Raw genomic sequence first — 14,104 nt, 5'->3', positions numbered from 1 at the left:
CTGACGAATGGTGGTGGGCAGCATTTGCGCGGGCTTACAGGTGTAAAATTGCCGCGGGATTTCCGCGACAACTGTTCCGTCGGGTACGTCGGAATGAACCGGCTGCCCTGCAGGCGGCGGTTAAGGCCGTGCCGGCATAGCTTTTTTATCCGGCCTCGAACGCAATAGGAATTTGCAGGCGTAAAAACAAGTCCCGCTCGTTTTTCCATGCCATAGCGATGTCGGAAATCTCTTCACAAAGATAGTCCCCTGAAATGACGTAACGCCGTTTGTGTATTTCTTCAAGAAGGCGGTTTATATAGTCCTTTTCTTTATAAAAATTGTCGCAATAGATGCATAGATACATGCCGGGATTTAACACAGTGATAAATTCTTCGGGAACGAATTGCCGGTCGACAAAGACAAACACTTCCGACGAATAAAAATTTTTTTTCAATAAATTTTCTTTTCGTAAAACAGTTCCGGCATTGTAAAAATATGTCTGCGGAAGACAGTGCGTTTCCAATTCGTTTTTCAAATCCCGCAGCATCTTTTCGTAAGTGCCCAAATCGTGGTCGTATACGTTTATTCCCGAGTCGACGATGTACAGAAAACGCTTTCCGATATACTCAAGAATGATCGTTCCGTCGGGCGGCGCATAACTGTAACGCTCAAAACTTTCAAGCGTGCGCTGCACTGCGCGCCGCTGGCATTTCAAATCCGCTATAGCTCTGTCTATCTGATTTTGCCGCTGCAACAGGATCTCATGCATACAGTACATATCTTTTTCGTTGAGCTGCATCTTGATCTCTTTAAGATTCATTCCGAGCGCCTTCATATAGCGGATCATGTCCAAAACGGCGCTTTGGCGTATATCGTAAAAGCGGTAGCCGGACAATTCGTCCCTTGCCGCAGGAACTAAAAGTCCTTTTTTTTCATAAAGGCGCAGCGTCTGTTCGGAAATGCGATTAAGCTTTGCCATTTGCCCGATCGTCAAATAATTTTCCATATCGCCTCCTTAAAATTCAGCGGCCGAAATTATGCGCATGCGCGCACGCTATATGCGAGTTTTTTTGAAAACTCGCGGTTAAACATATTTGACGCACCCGTATTTTGTGTCGCGCCATAAAAGAAAGTTTTCTATGAGCTTTGCCGCTTTTTTTGAAATGCAGCTAAGGCGTTTTGCATTGCACGTGCCGCCGGTTCCCGATCCGCCGCATAAAACAAGCGGGTCTATATATCGTTTTTTTACGTCAAGGGACACACAAAAATGATTCGGAAGCTCTTTTTCAGTATGTTTGATGCGCGTCATCTTTCGGAACGTGCGGTAGAGTTTAATAAATTCTTCCATTCGGGAAAGCTTGTGCGAAAAATCGGCGGGCTCACGAATGAAGGCGTCGTGCGAGAGTTTACCGGCTCTGCATTTAGGCGGCTGTCCGGCTTTTTTTGCCGCATAGGAATCAAGGCCGGGATTAAGATATGAATCCATGCGCAAAATAATCTCGCGTTCCGTTTTTTCGTAGCAATCGCTTTCCTTAAGCAAGCCGAGCGCTATGGCCTTATCGATAATTTCAGCAAGGAGCTGCAGAGCGAGCTTGTTTTCGTTCAGCTGCAAAAGATGCCCCGTGCGGCAGAATTTTTTGCAATATGTTTCCGCAATTTTTTTTGTCTTAAATCCAAGCTCGGCTTCTCCGTCTTCATTTACGCAGGGAACGATATCGTTGTACGTTTTTGCAATTTCAAAAAGATTCCAGCTTCCTTCAAGAGCGGCGCCTGAAGGAAACATGTATTCCAGTCTGTCCGCAGAAAGGCGAGGCAGCTTATTGTCCGCCAGAGGATAAATGTGATAGTTGGCTACGCTTTCAGGCGGAATGCCGTCGGCATGAAGGCGGACGCATAGTTCTTTATCGCTTTTTATCATTTCGGCATTTATGCTTTCAGTCGATTCCTGTGTGAGCGCGTCGCCGTTTCTGAAATCCGCAACATGGCTGAAAGCCGGTGTCGAAACGTCGTGCAAAAGACCGGCCAGCGTCTGTATTTTGTCGTGTGTAAAATGCCAAAGTATAAGAGCCACGCCGACACTGTGATCAAGCCGGGAATAATAAAATCTGTTTCGGTAAAGAGGCGTCCAATCGGTGCCGCATAAAAGTCCTACACCTGAAAGCCGCTGTAAGATCGGGAGCCGTATGTAATCGCCAATAAAATCAGGCGATTCGGGCGATAATATACGGTGATAAGCTCTGATCGACAGCGGTTCCGTCTTAGGCGCGTACATATTGCATTTTTACTTTTTGCCTATTTCGCTCACGGCCGACACCACGCCCGCAAGATTTTGAAAATCCGCAGGAACTATGATCTTTGTAGCCTGTCCGTTCGCCGCTTTTTCAAGCGTTTCAAGGCTGCGAAGTTTGACGACGGCTTCGTCTATGTGAACGTCTTTTATCATCTGCAAACCGGCGGCAGTAGCCTGCTGCACTTCGCGGATGGCCTGAGCTTCGCCTTCGGCCTTACGTATCTGCGCTTCTTTTTCAGCTTCCGCGTGAAGAATCATAGCCTGCTTTTGCGCCTCGGCTTCAAGGATGCGCGCCTGTTTTTGGCCTTCGGCAACGAGAATTTCGGATTGTTTTTGTCCCTCGGCGATCAAGATCTTTTCCCGGCGTTCGCGTTCCGCCCTCATCTGCTTTTCCATCGCTTCGCGGATCGCTTCAGGCGGCATGATGTTTTTTACCTCAACGCGGTTTACTTTGATACCCCACGGATCGGTCGCTTCATCGAGTATAGAACGCATCTTCGTGTTGATGACGTCGCGGCTCGTAAGCGTCGCATCCAAGTCCAATTCTCCGATGATATTGCGCAGCGTGGTCGCGCTTAAATTTTCGATCGCAAGCATGGGGTTTTCAACGCCGTAGGTGTAGAGCTTCGCATCTGTAATCTGCATGTAAACGACGGTGTCTATTTTCATCGTAACGTTGTCTTTTGTAATGACAGGCTGCGGCGGAAAATCGAGCACACGCTCTTTAAGAGACACCCTGTTTGCGACGCGGTCTATAAACGGCGCCTTTACATGGAGCCCGGTCTGCCAAGTCGTAATATAAGTGCCGAGCCGCTCAAGCACAAAGGCTCTCGCCTGCGGAACGATTTGAATATTCGTGATGATAAGAATCATCACCACAATAACCAACGCTATGACAACATAAAAATTCATGTTTCTCCTCCATAAAAACTTTTGCAGGAACCTGCAGCGAAGCTTCGAGCAAATTTCAGTTTCCAAAAAAAAAACGCTGCGATTTCGAGCAATGCGCAGAAATCGCAAGTGTCTCCAATAAAAGAAAAACGCTTCGGCGTTTTTCGTCTCCGGACTTTAGCAACGGCCATTCAGACGGTGCTTTTTATCATTCCTCCAATTTTTTTCACAACGGCGGTATTGCCTTCAAGCCGCACGATTTTACATTCGGCGCCTTTTTCGATAGTATCTCCGTTTTCCGATCGCGCGGTCCATACAACGTCTCCCACCTTTACCGCGCCCTTTTCAAATTCCGTTATGCGCTGCACGGCGAGAGTTTTTTTACCTATAAGTCTGTCCGCATTGGTAGGCGTTTTTTTTGCAAATTTCTTTGCCGCAAGAGGCCGCGTAAAAATCAGAAGCAAAAGCGAAACCGCAACGAAGATAAAAAGCTGCCACTTAAACGGAAGCGGTGCGAGCGACAAAAAAATCATCGCAAAAGCTCCGCAGGCAAACCAAATCGTCGTCAGCGTCATTGTAAGCGATTCTATGACAATGCAGAGGATTACGATGATGAGCCAAAACCACGGCAAATTATTTAAAACGAGCAACGGCATGTTTTAAGTGTAGCATAAAAAATGTTGTTTGTGTATGCGCGCACTGTTGAGAGTTTGTGCTTCGCGCGTTTGCTATGTCCCCTCGCACAGCGGTCGAATGTAGATGCGCTTAGCCGATGTGTACGCGCCTCGCCGCATACTCCCCGCGCGCCGCGAATGCACGTTTGCGTTCTGCGCATGCTCCGCTCCGTTACGGCTTGCAGCGTTCCGCTTTTGCACTGCTTTTACGGCGCGTTTTGCCGGCCGCAACGCTGTTTATTTTTCATTAAAACACATATAATGTTTCCATTATGAAAACATACGATACACTTATCATCGGCTTCGGTAAAGCCGGAAAGACGCTTGCCGCAGCATTATCGAAAAAAGGAGAGAGCGTCGCCCTCGTTGAAAAAGATTCGGCTATGTACGGCGGCACGTGCATTAACGTCGGCTGTATTCCCTCGAAACGGCTGATCACCGAGGCGGCTCTTGCTCCCGAAGAAAATTTTGCGCTGCAAAGGCAATACTATAAAACTGCGGTTGAAAATAAAAATATGCTGACCGGCGCGCTGCGGACAGCCAATTACAATAAACTGATCGAATCGGGCGTGGACGTCATAGACGGCACGGCTTCATTTTTAAATGCTGCTTCCGTCGAAGTGACCGGTCCCGACGGAAAAATACGGCCGCTTGAAGCGAAAAAGTTCGTCATCGACACGGGGTCGTATCCGTTTATCCCGCCCGCTTTACGGACGGAAAACAATCCTCATGTCTACGTTTCTGAAAGTATCATGGACTTAACCGAACTGCCGGAGCGGTTGACCGTCATCGGCGGCGGATATATCGGTTTGGAATTTTCTTCGATGTATGCGAACTTCGGTTCAAAGGTAACGATCGTGCAGCGGGAAGATACATTTCTTCCTAGAGAAGACGAAGACATTGCACAGAGTATCAGGAGCGCGCTTGAAAGCAAAGGCGTTAAGATTATCACCGCTGCGCAAACGGAACGCATCGACGGCGCAAATCTCACTTATATAAAAGACGGGAAAAAATGCAGCCTTGCAGGAGACGCCGTGCTTTTGGCGGTCGGCCGGCGGCCGAATGTCGATGCGCTGCACGCGGAAAAAGCGGGCATTGCGCTCACTGAAAAAGGCGCGATCGCGGCGGACGAGCATTTGCGGACTTCCGCTCCGAATATCTGGGCGGCGGGAGACGTATGCGGCAATCTGCAGTTTACGTATATTTCGCTTGACGATTCGCGGATAATTTTATCGGATATGTACGGAACAAAATATCGTACGACAAAAAACAGGGGCGCTTTTACGTATTCGGTTTTTATCGACCCGCCGTATTCCAAAGCAGGGATCGGGGAAAAAGAAGCGGACGCGAAAAAACTCGATTACCGCGTTGTGAAAATGAATGCGGCGGCTGTCCCGAAAGCGAAAGTTTTGAAAAAGAGCGAAGGCATGCTCAAAGCGCTCATCGACAATAAAACCGGTTTGATTTTAGGCGCCGCGCTCTTTTGCGCGGAATCCCATGAAATCATCAATGCGATAAAGCTCGCCATGGACAACAATCTGCCGTATACGGCGCTTCGCGATTTTATCTACACGCATCCGACGATGTCGGAAGGTTTAAACGACCTGTTTTCGCTCTAGGATAGCTGGACAGCGAAAGTGTTGCATTTTTTAAAGCGTCGGCAAAGAAAAATAATGTAAAATATCAAACCATGATAAATGAAGTATTAAGTAGTACGCTGAGAGATATAGTTACACCGTTTAACAATTGTAATATTCGCGTTGTACATGCACCGCATTGTTGCTATGGAATGGCGAGCCCTGCATAAAAACAGATCGCGCCGAAAACTTTGTAAACAAAAAAATCGTCATAAAAAATAAAAAGATTTTCCTTTTCATATTACAAATCATGTGATTATATTATTATAGAAAATAGGAGAATATCATTGAAATTTTATGCGTTATTATGTAGACTATTTACCCCCCCCCCCCCCCGAAAAATGAGCCCATTACTGTAGATAGTACGGTAAAGAATTATGACGATTTAATTTCTTCTTGTAACCGCTTATTACAAAGTTATCAGAACCTAGCTTATAAATACAGCGATCTTCTTGCAAAATATCAGGAGCTTTTATCAAAAAACAAAGACCTTATCAATTCTTGTCTTTCTATCACCGAACGGAAATCTTTTAGTACAAGCTCTGTAAATACAAAAGAAAAACCCATTCAATATCGTCACATATCAGACGACCAAGGCGAAATACGCATACGCAAATTTAAATAACAATCATTTACAAATATTAGGAATTCTTGTTTTGGAGGCATTATATGAAAAAGAGATTTTCCTTACGTTACAAACTCATCATTGTTTTCGGACTTTTAATCGCCCTGTCATCGGCGGTTGAAATTTTACTCGCAGTCCTTTCGGCCCGCAAAGCGGTCATTGAAAAAGTGGAAACACATCTTATCGATAAGGCAACCGATACGGCTGAAATTGTCGACGGGCGAGTGAACGCTTTTTTTCAATTTTTCGAAGGAGTAGCCCGTTCCCCCATTCTGCTGGATCCCGGCGTTTCGTACAGGGAAAAAATAGCTTATTTAAAAGAAGAAGCGGCGTTCAACGACAAAATTCACAGGATGGATTTAGCCGACATGAACGGAAAACGGCACACAGCCGACGGACAAATACTGGATGTTTCTCAACGAGATTTTTTTATTGCAGCATCGCAAGGAAAAAACTTTGTTTCAGAGCCGCTCGTTTCCCGCTTGGACGGGGTATTTATCATCGTGTTTGCAGTTCCCATCTACAATTACGATCACAAAATAACGGACGTTTTGCTTGCTACCGTCGAAGCCTCCAATCTTTCTAAAGAAGTTGAAGATATTGTCGTAGGCAAAACAGGTTATTGTTGCATTTTGGGACTTACGGGAACTACCGTTGCAGTGAAAGATTTTAATCGAGTACAAAGTATGGAGAATGTACTGGGGATGGCAAAAACCGACGCAAGTTATAAATCCCTTGCAGACTTCGAAAAAACGGCGATAGAAATCGATGAACCGTCGGTCGGCTTTTATGAATATAACGGCGTTCGTAAGATCGCTTCTTACGCTACGATGAAGACAACCGATTGGACAATTATCATTAACGCTCCTGAAGAAGAGTTTATGGGTGCCGTAAACGCATTGTGCGTTTCGCTTATAACTATCGGTGTAATTGTCTTGGCTATCGCACTGATTGTCGTGTATTTTGTCGCCCGTAAAATCGTAAAACCGATATCCGTCGCCGTAGGAGCCTTAAAAGACATTGCTCAGGGCGAAGGAGATTTAACGGTGCACCTAGGCGTAACCGGTAACGATGAAATTACCGACATGGCTGAATATTTTAATCAAACCATAGCTAAAATCGGCTCATCAATTAAAACGGTAGGCAAAAACAGCAGCGTTATGGAAGAGATAGGTAATACTCTGGCTGCCGACATGACCGAAACTGCAAGCGCGGTACACGAAATCAGCGCTAACATCGACGGCGTAAAACAGCAGGCTCTGACACAATCCGCAAGCGTTACGGAAACCGCCGCTACGATCGAAGAAATAGTCCGCACGATAAACCAATTGAACTCAAGTATCGAAAATCAGGCTGCAAGCGTAACAGAGTCTTCTTCTGCAATAGAACAGATGGTAGGCAACATAGCGTCCATAGGACAGACTCTTGAAAAAAACGATAGCGTAATTAAAACTCTTGCCGACGCTACGGCCGACGGTAAAAGCACCGTCGTCAGTGCAAACAGCATAACTCAAAAGATCGCAGAAGAATCCGGCAGCTTAATTGAAGCGAGTACTGTTATTCAAAACATAGCTTCACAGACAAATTTACTTGCAATGAACGCCGCGATCGAAGCCGCTCACGCAGGGGATGCAGGAAAGGGCTTTGCAGTCGTCGCAGACGAAATAAGAAAGCTAGCCGAAGATTCTGCAGAACACGGTAAAACGATAACCAACACTCTTAAAAATCTCTCAGGTGAAATTGAAGCTCTGTCTAACTCGTCTAAGACGGCGGAAGAAAAGTTCAATACTATTTTTAGCCTTGCCGAGCAGGCAAAATCGATGAGCGACCGCGTAACGGAAGCCATGCAAGAACAGGAAAACGGCAGTAAGGAAATACTTACCGCAATCAGAGACATAAATACCGTAACGATAGAGGTAAAACAGGGCTCTGAGGAGATGCTTAAAGGAGGGGAAGGGGTCGCTCAAGAGATGAGAAAACTGGAAGAGCTTACAAGAGTTATCACGGAGAGCATGAACGAGATGGCTGCAGGCGCCATTCAGATAAACAACGCCGTGCAGGAAGTAAACACGGCCACCCAAAAAAATAAGGAGAGCATTCAGAGCCTGGCGGAAGAAGTCGGAAAGTTTAAGGTGTAAGTAACCTGCACGCGCCGATCGGATGCGTGGCTGACTGCGGCGGTTTCCGCATTGGCGGGAAACCGCCGCACTGATTTCAAAATACGGCCGACATTCAGTTTACATACAGATGCATCGGGTAGGACAGATATTCAAGCGGACGAAGCAGATCTACCGTTACATAGCCGGGCGGCGCTTCCAGCACGCTCGGAATTCTGTTTACGATCGTTGCGCATGTGTGTTCAACCGTCGCAGGTTTTTTGACAAAGAATGTCGTGTCGGGTTCGCCGAGTATTTTCCAGTCGCACATGTCGCCGTCGTCTTTTCCGTACACTTTGCCGATGCACTGAGTTTCAATGATCGGTCCCTGGAATGTTTCAGTCGTTACGACTGCGCTCATGCCGATGCAGTTGCCTTTCGGTATCGTCTTTCCGAGCGTATCGGAATACAGATCGGTATCATAAAAATACGGCACGCATTTTTGCGACTGCGATTTGATCGTCCATCCCATCTTGTTGCACAGACATTCGTTCGAATTCCACACGTACGACGGTTCGAGCGTTTCAGGATGCGCTATCTGCGCTTCGAATTCGGCAGTGGTCAATCCGACTCCGTGCGCTTTTGCAAGGGCGAGTCCGTAATCTTCCACGTTATAGCTTACGGCACCTTCAATCTTTTTGATTGTATGAACGCCGCCTGCCACACAGGCAATCATGTTTATCCAATAGATATCCTGCATTCCCGCGCCGACTATTGTGCATCCGTTTTCTTTTGCCAATTTATCGAGTTTATTTGTGATTGCAGAGGCGGTTGTCCACGGATAAATCGCTTCTTCACAGGTTGTGATTATGTTTATGCCGCGCTTCGCGCATTTTTCCATGTGCGGATACATGTCGCGCATAAAGCTGAACAGCGTCATAACGGCGATGTCCGCGTCGCATTCGTCAAGCACTTTGTCGGCATCGTCGCTGATAACCACTCCGATCGGGAATCCCAAGCCCGCATATTCGCCTACGTCTTTTCCGACGACGGCGGGATTGACGTCGATCGCGCCGACGATTTCGGCGCCGTTTTCATACAAGTAGCGCAGCGTCCACTTGCTCATCTTGCCGCATCCGTACTGTACTACACGAATTTTCTGTTGACCCATACTTACCCCCATAAGAACTTTTGTTCAGGCGGACTGTTACAGAGGCCGACTTTCGGCGCTCTTATTCATAACGCCGCCCGTCGGATATTATTGTAAAGTTTATACTAAGTATAAGGTCAAGAAAAATTTAGCAGATGTGCTTTGCCTGCCGTACCGAATAAAGAAAAACTTAGAGGTACGGTTTTAGGCTCGTGCCGTGTCAAGCCGAAAATCAGGAACTTTCCAAAATCAAGTCGACGCATTGCGCATCGGCGACTCTTATCAGGTCATGTGGAGAAAGGATAATCTGTTCGCCGCGAATTCCTGCGGAAATGCAGATCTTTTTGCAATCAAGCGCGGATTTATCTATAAACGTGCGGTATTTTTTACGCATTCCAAGCGGAGTGCAGCCGCCCCGCACATAACCTGTAAGAGGCAGCAGCTCTTCCGATTTTACGGGAAAAACCTCCGAGGCCCCGCAAGCGGCTCGCGCTTTTTTCAAATTTATTTGATGCAATGCGTTCTGACAGAATATACAGATTTCCTTTGTGTCCGTACGCATTACTATCGTCTTAAATACGCACCTTGCGTCAAGCCCCAATTTTTCCGAAATTCGCTCTGCGGCTCCTTGTTCCAGATAGTGCTCTCCGTCGTCGTCATAGCTTTTTACTTCATAAGGAATTTTAAGTCCGTCAAGAATTCTCATTGCGTTCGTCTTTTTCATATTACAAGTGTCCGTTTTTGATTTTTTTGTAAGCCGAACGTAAACCGCCCGGAATATCTTTTTCACCTAATCGGGAAAGCGCTTCGATCGAACCCGCTTTTTCGGCCGTTTCATAAAACCAGCATTTGTAATCTAAAATCGAACGGTTCGCTTCCAATTCGGCAATCTGTTTTTCAATTATTTCTCTCTGCTTATAAAAAAGATTTTTCCGTTCCTTAATGGTCGTATCGCCTTTTTGAACCAGTCTTATAAAGTCCCGGATCTGCTTGATCGACAATCCGGTTTTTTTTAGACAGCCTATGATCAAAAGCCATTCCAACTCTTCTTCCGTGGACACCCGTTTTCCGCTGCTCGTCCGCTTAACAAAGGGCAAAAGCCCTTCTTTTTCATAGTAGCGCAAAGCCGACGGCGTCGTTCCCAAACGCTTCGCCGTCTCTCCTATCGTGTATTCCATTAGGTCCTCTTTTGTCTTTTCTAGTTAAGCTTAATGCCGCCTAGCCATTTCAAGGTGTCGCGTTTTGCGGCATCCTGCGATCTTTGCGCCGTCTGTCCGCGCATGGAAAAAACAGGCAGTACTTTTGCTTTTGGACAAGCCGATTCTATGCGCCGCGCCGTCCCGGCGTCTCCGCTTCCTTCGTGCGTGCAAAACGGAATAATCGTTTTTCCCGCAAAATCGCCGCCTTCCAAAAACGTGTAAACGGCCATGGGTAAGTCTCCCCACCAGATAGGATAGCCCAAAAAGATAATATCGTACTCACTCAAATTCGGAAGAGTTCCGGCAAGTTTGGGCCGCGCTTTCTTTTTTTGCTCGGCCATAGCTGTGTCGGTACACGCTTTATACGCTTTGGGATAAGGCGTAACGGTTTGAATGCGGAACGTGTCCGCCTTCAGTTCGTCGGCAATAAATTCGGCAAGGATCTGCGTGTTGCCTTTTTCGATGACGCCTACATTGTAATTTTCATCTGCGCGGGAAAAATACGCGACCAAAATTTTTGCGTCCTTTTTTGCACCGGAAAGCGTTGTTTGCGCAAACAGATTTGCAGCGCCGTTTACCGTAATAATCGGCAGCAGCACCGCAAGCGCCGCCGTCAACATACGAATCTTTTTCATAAAATCTCTTAAAAAAACTTTTGCAGAAAGTTTCAACTTTCGAAAAAGTTTTTTCCGCGCTTTCGCAAACATCAGTTGAGAAAGCGCAATAAATAATCGAGTTTACGAAAATATAATGTATCATATTCATTTTTTTCAAAACGATGCGTATACATACTTTACGCAAACATCCATGCAAACTCGAGATAAAAAGCGACGGCGATATTTCAGACGGCGCTTTTTATCATTTCTCCTATATAAAATACCGTGATTTCGCGCAATGCCGGCTTGCAACAAGCGCAAAGCGCGAATTTCTTCTTCGCAAAAATTGCGAGTGTTTTTCTATATATTACTCTGCTCTCTTCAGTACGGCCGTAACGTTGCCAGCGCCGAGCAGGGCTTTAAGTTCGGCTTTATCTATTCCTTCCAGTTTTCCCAGCGGCGTAAAATTCCACGAATTTTTATCGTAGTATATAACAAAGGATTTTCCCTGATATAAAATCAGATCTCCTGAATCCGTGCTTATCTGCCGGTCGTTCCGCGGAAGGGTTACCGGAAGTTCGCCGACTTTTTCAAAATTGCCGTAGTCGTGCATGTCGATCGTAACCTCTCCTTTTTGCAGCAATTCGACCAGCGCACGGGCGGAAGAATTATCGAACAAAGAAGCCGTGAGCGTTTTGCCGTTTACCGTAATCGTTATTTTCATAGTGTCTCCTTCAGCTGCCGCCGCGCCCGTATTTGCTGTCCGGACTGCCTGTGCGTCCTTGCCGCCGCCCGTAAACGGATCGGCCGCCCAAATCGCCGCAACGCACCACATGGCGAAGATCACGCTTATCATCTTTTTTATCATAGTTTATAAATTTTCCTTTCAGCGTTTAAATGATCTTATATCGGATCAAATTATTAAAACTGCGAAGCCCAGCTTGCAAGCGCGGCTTTATCCTGCCGCCCGTTCAGCAATTTACCTTCGATGATTTTTGCTTTCGGCGCGCTCGGCTGTAAACTTTCAACCGCCTTACCGAAGCCGCTTCCGCCCGATGTGGCGAACAGCACGATTTTTTTCCCGCTGAAATCATAGCGTTCAAGAAAGGTGTTGATGATCGTCGGGGCGATATACCACCAAATCGGAAATCCGATAAAAATTACATCGTAATCTGCAACGTGGGCGTCAACGTCCTCTATCGCCGGCCTCGACGATTTATCTTTCATTTCCACACTGCTTCGGGACCGGTTGTTCATCCAGTCCAAATCCGCTTTTGTATAGGGAACGGCAGGTTTTATTTCATATAGATCCGCACCGGCCGCTTCCGCCAAGTTACGCGCAACTTGAGCCGTTACACCCGACGCGCTGAAAAACGCCACTAATTTTTTAGCCATAATTTTCTCCTAATAAACGATTAAGCGATGTTTTGCCGAAAGGTAAAACTCAAAGTTAAAGAAGGCGGAACCGTTTGTACGGCGGACTTCAACCAATCTGCTGATTTATGAAAGCGCTTTAAGGCAGTATTACGTATTGACCTTCATCCACCGGTTCGTACCATTCGTTTTGTTTTTCTTCTCCGGGAATTTCCTGCGCGATATGCTGAAACCACGAATCTTTTGCCGCGCCGTGCCAGTGTTTTACGTTTGCGGGAATATTAACAATATCGCCCGTGTGCAGTTCCCGCGGTTTTTCTCCCCATTCCTGATACCAGCCGCGGCCGTACACACAAATCAACAGCTGGCCTCCGCCTGTTTTTGCGCGATGAATATGCCAGTTATTTCTGCACCCCGGCTCGAAAGTCACGTTAAAAGTCGGAATAGGTTCCGCAGCCAGCGCGGCAAGAAATCTGCGATGTTTCGAATCTTTCCGAAAATATCATCTCGCCGTTAAAAGACGCACTGCCGTCCGACGGCGCGCCTTCATGCCATACATTTTAATATACAAGTTAAAGTTAGGTTTAAGTCAAGGGTCTGCCGGCGGCAAAACAGGAACGGTTTTTGCTACCCCATATCGGCAAAGACTTCTTTGAGCCGCTTTGCGCTTGCTTCCAATGCAGACTGTTCTTCAGGGGGAAGGACGCCTTCGATAACCCGTTCGGCGCCGTTCCTGCCGACGACGCACGGCACGCTCAAACAAACGTCTTTAAGTCCGAACTCTCCGTCAAGCGTCATCGAAACGGACAAAATGCTGCGCTCGTTTCGCAAAATGGCGCCGGCTATCCTTGTGAGAGCCAAGCCGACTGCATAATAGGTTGAACCTTTGTAGTCGATAATGTGATATGCTGAATTTCTTACCTCTTCAAGAATTTTCGCTTTGTCGAAATACGGGCCTGAGCTGCATACGCCGCCTGAGCAATATTCGTCTATGCGCCTTCCTCCGACGGATGTCATCGACCATGCGGCAAATTCACTGTCGCCGTGTTCGCCCAAAATGTAGCCGTGAATATTGCGGGCATCGACGCCGCATTCTTTGCTGAGCGTGTAGCGAAAACGGGCGGTATCCAAAACCGTTCCGGAGCCTATAACTCTGCCGCGTTCCCAACCCGAAGCCGAAAGTGCCGCCCGCGTTAAAATATCCACAGGGTTGCTCACAATAAGCATGACGCCCTTGCAGCCGCTTTCGGCAATGTCTTTTGCAATGCCGGTTATAATAGCGGCATTGCGTTTTAATAAATCAATACGGGTTTCGCCGCTCTGCTGTTTCGCTCCCGCCGTAACCACGACAATGTCGCTGTCGGCATAGTCGGCCTTGTCTCCCGTGTGTATGTCGACCTGCGACAAAAAAGGCAAACCTTGAACAAGATCGAGAGCTTGTCCTTCGGCAAAATTTTTATTCATATCGGTTATCGCAATTTCGTCCGCGTAACCGCTTTGCGCCAGTGCGTAGGCAAAAGTCGAACCCACAGCGCCCGCTCCCACTACGGTAACTTTGCGTTTCTTTTCATCCATAAGGGTAGTACCTCC

At 47.0% G+C, this 14,104-nt stretch carries 15 protein-coding genes; 3 read left to right on the top strand and 12 right to left on the bottom strand.

All coding sequences use genetic code 11. The features are described 5' to 3' along the window. Positions 1-145: 145 nt before the first annotated feature. The 4 genes from HRI96_RS10385 to HRI96_RS10370 all read right to left on the bottom strand — a co-directional run bounded on the left by HRI96_RS10385 (position 146) and on the right by HRI96_RS10370 (position 3,819). Complete coding sequence (locus HRI96_RS10385) at positions 146-988, bottom strand: MerR family transcriptional regulator (RefSeq protein WP_210117284.1); 843 nt, start codon at positions 986-988, stop codon at positions 146-148. A gap of 78 nt (positions 989-1,066) precedes the next feature. Next, entirely contained in the window at positions 1,067-2,254 is a 1,188-nt protein-coding gene (locus HRI96_RS10380; RefSeq protein WP_210117283.1) for an HD domain-containing protein, read from the bottom strand. A gap of 9 nt (positions 2,255-2,263) precedes the next feature. After that, positions 2,264-3,184 carry an SPFH domain-containing protein gene (locus HRI96_RS10375; protein WP_210117282.1) on the bottom strand — a complete coding sequence of 307 codons (921 nt, stop codon included), beginning with the start codon at positions 3,182-3,184 and terminating at the stop codon, positions 2,264-2,266. Between the two features lie 170 nt (positions 3,185-3,354). Further along, positions 3,355-3,819 carry an NfeD family protein gene (locus tag HRI96_RS10370; RefSeq protein ID WP_210117281.1) on the bottom strand — a complete coding sequence of 155 codons (465 nt, stop codon included), beginning with the start codon at positions 3,817-3,819 and terminating at the stop codon, positions 3,355-3,357. 290 nt (positions 3,820-4,109) lie between these two features. On the opposite strand from HRI96_RS10370, the gene HRI96_RS10365 reads away from it, so the two are divergent. From HRI96_RS10365 to HRI96_RS10355, 3 genes are all read left to right on the top strand, one after another. Continuing rightward, positions 4,110-5,456: an FAD-dependent oxidoreductase gene (locus HRI96_RS10365; RefSeq protein WP_210117280.1), complete on the top strand. Its 1,347-nt coding sequence runs from the start codon at positions 4,110-4,112 to the stop codon at positions 5,454-5,456. A gap of 5 nt (positions 5,457-5,461) precedes the next feature. Beyond that, complete coding sequence (locus tag HRI96_RS10360) at positions 5,462-5,644, top strand: BrnA antitoxin family protein (protein ID WP_256729332.1); 183 nt, start codon at positions 5,462-5,464, stop codon at positions 5,642-5,644. A 499-nt stretch (positions 5,645-6,143) separates the two neighbouring features. Next, the gene (locus tag HRI96_RS10355) at positions 6,144-8,237 is read left to right on the top strand and encodes a methyl-accepting chemotaxis protein (RefSeq protein ID WP_210117279.1); all 2,094 of its coding nucleotides are present in this window, start codon (positions 6,144-6,146) and stop codon (positions 8,235-8,237) included. Positions 8,238-8,331: 94 nt separating this feature from the next. Here the strand turns inward: HRI96_RS10355 and HRI96_RS10350 are convergent, their stop codons facing one another. From HRI96_RS10350 to HRI96_RS10315, 8 genes are all read right to left on the bottom strand, one after another. Next, positions 8,332-9,366, bottom strand: a complete 1,035-nt coding sequence (locus tag HRI96_RS10350) for an NAD(P)H-dependent amine dehydrogenase family protein (protein ID WP_210117278.1) — start codon at positions 9,364-9,366, stop codon at positions 8,332-8,334. Positions 9,367-9,577: 211 nt separating this feature from the next. After that, positions 9,578-10,069: an aminoacyl-tRNA deacylase gene (locus HRI96_RS10345; protein WP_210117277.1), complete on the bottom strand. Its 492-nt coding sequence runs from the start codon at positions 10,067-10,069 to the stop codon at positions 9,578-9,580. Position 10,070: 1 nt separating this feature from the next. Further along, positions 10,071-10,523 (bottom strand): MerR family transcriptional regulator, encoded by a 453-nt coding sequence (locus HRI96_RS10340; RefSeq protein ID WP_210117276.1) that lies wholly within the window; start codon positions 10,521-10,523, stop codon positions 10,071-10,073. A 20-nt stretch (positions 10,524-10,543) separates the two neighbouring features. After that, positions 10,544-11,179 carry a flavodoxin gene (locus HRI96_RS10335; protein WP_256729223.1) on the bottom strand — a complete coding sequence of 212 codons (636 nt, stop codon included), beginning with the start codon at positions 11,177-11,179 and terminating at the stop codon, positions 10,544-10,546. Between the two features lie 328 nt (positions 11,180-11,507). Further along, positions 11,508-12,008 carry a cyclophilin-like fold protein gene (locus HRI96_RS10330; RefSeq protein WP_256729222.1) on the bottom strand — a complete coding sequence of 167 codons (501 nt, stop codon included), beginning with the start codon at positions 12,006-12,008 and terminating at the stop codon, positions 11,508-11,510. A 53-nt stretch (positions 12,009-12,061) separates the two neighbouring features. Further along, positions 12,062-12,535, bottom strand: a complete 474-nt coding sequence (locus tag HRI96_RS10325; protein ID WP_210117275.1) for a flavodoxin — start codon at positions 12,533-12,535, stop codon at positions 12,062-12,064. Positions 12,536-12,653: 118 nt separating this feature from the next. Further along, positions 12,654-12,944, bottom strand: a complete 291-nt coding sequence (locus tag HRI96_RS10320) for a cupin domain-containing protein (protein WP_256729221.1) — start codon at positions 12,942-12,944, stop codon at positions 12,654-12,656. A 197-nt stretch (positions 12,945-13,141) separates the two neighbouring features. Further along, complete coding sequence (locus HRI96_RS10315) at positions 13,142-14,089, bottom strand: L-lactate dehydrogenase (protein WP_210117274.1); 948 nt, start codon at positions 14,087-14,089, stop codon at positions 13,142-13,144. Between the last annotated feature and the right edge of the window lie 15 nt (positions 14,090-14,104).

This window comes from Treponema parvum, from assembly GCF_017893945.1.
GTDB lineage: Bacteria > Spirochaetota > Spirochaetia > Treponematales > Treponemataceae > Treponema_D > Treponema_D parvum_A.
The sequence above is the reverse complement of the archived record's forward strand: the minus strand, read 5'-3'. Positions and strand labels throughout refer to the sequence as shown.

What these genes read in the sequence shown, in the direction of transcription:
- HRI96_RS10385 (WP_210117284.1), bottom strand. Translation starts at nt 988, where the DNA reads ATGGAAAATTATTTGACGATCGGGCAAATGGCAAAGCTTAATCGCATT.
- HRI96_RS10380 (WP_210117283.1), bottom strand. Translation starts at nt 2,254, where the DNA reads ATGTACGCGCCTAAGACGGAACCGCTGTCGATCAGAGCTTATCACCGT.
- HRI96_RS10375 (WP_210117282.1), bottom strand. Translation starts at nt 3,184, where the DNA reads ATGAATTTTTATGTTGTCATAGCGTTGGTTATTGTGGTGATGATTCTT.
- HRI96_RS10370 (WP_210117281.1), bottom strand. Translation starts at nt 3,819, where the DNA reads ATGCCGTTGCTCGTTTTAAATAATTTGCCGTGGTTTTGGCTCATCATC.
- HRI96_RS10365 (WP_210117280.1), top strand. Translation starts at nt 4,110, where the DNA reads ATGAAAACATACGATACACTTATCATCGGCTTCGGTAAAGCCGGAAAG.
- HRI96_RS10355 (WP_210117279.1), top strand. Translation starts at nt 6,144, where the DNA reads ATGAAAAAGAGATTTTCCTTACGTTACAAACTCATCATTGTTTTCGGA.
- HRI96_RS10350 (WP_210117278.1), bottom strand. Translation starts at nt 9,366, where the DNA reads ATGGGTCAACAGAAAATTCGTGTAGTACAGTACGGATGCGGCAAGATG.
- HRI96_RS10345 (WP_210117277.1), bottom strand. Translation starts at nt 10,069, where the DNA reads ATGAAAAAGACGAACGCAATGAGAATTCTTGACGGACTTAAAATTCCT.
- HRI96_RS10340 (WP_210117276.1), bottom strand. Translation starts at nt 10,523, where the DNA reads ATGGAATACACGATAGGAGAGACGGCGAAGCGTTTGGGAACGACGCCG.
- HRI96_RS10335 (WP_256729223.1), bottom strand. Translation starts at nt 11,179, where the DNA reads ATGAAAAAGATTCGTATGTTGACGGCGGCGCTTGCGGTGCTGCTGCCG.
- HRI96_RS10330 (WP_256729222.1), bottom strand. Translation starts at nt 12,008, where the DNA reads ATGATAAAAAAGATGATAAGCGTGATCTTCGCCATGTGGTGCGTTGCG.
- HRI96_RS10325 (WP_210117275.1), bottom strand. Translation starts at nt 12,535, where the DNA reads ATGGCTAAAAAATTAGTGGCGTTTTTCAGCGCGTCGGGTGTAACGGCT.
- HRI96_RS10315 (WP_210117274.1), bottom strand. Translation starts at nt 14,089, where the DNA reads ATGGATGAAAAGAAACGCAAAGTTACCGTAGTGGGAGCGGGCGCTGTG.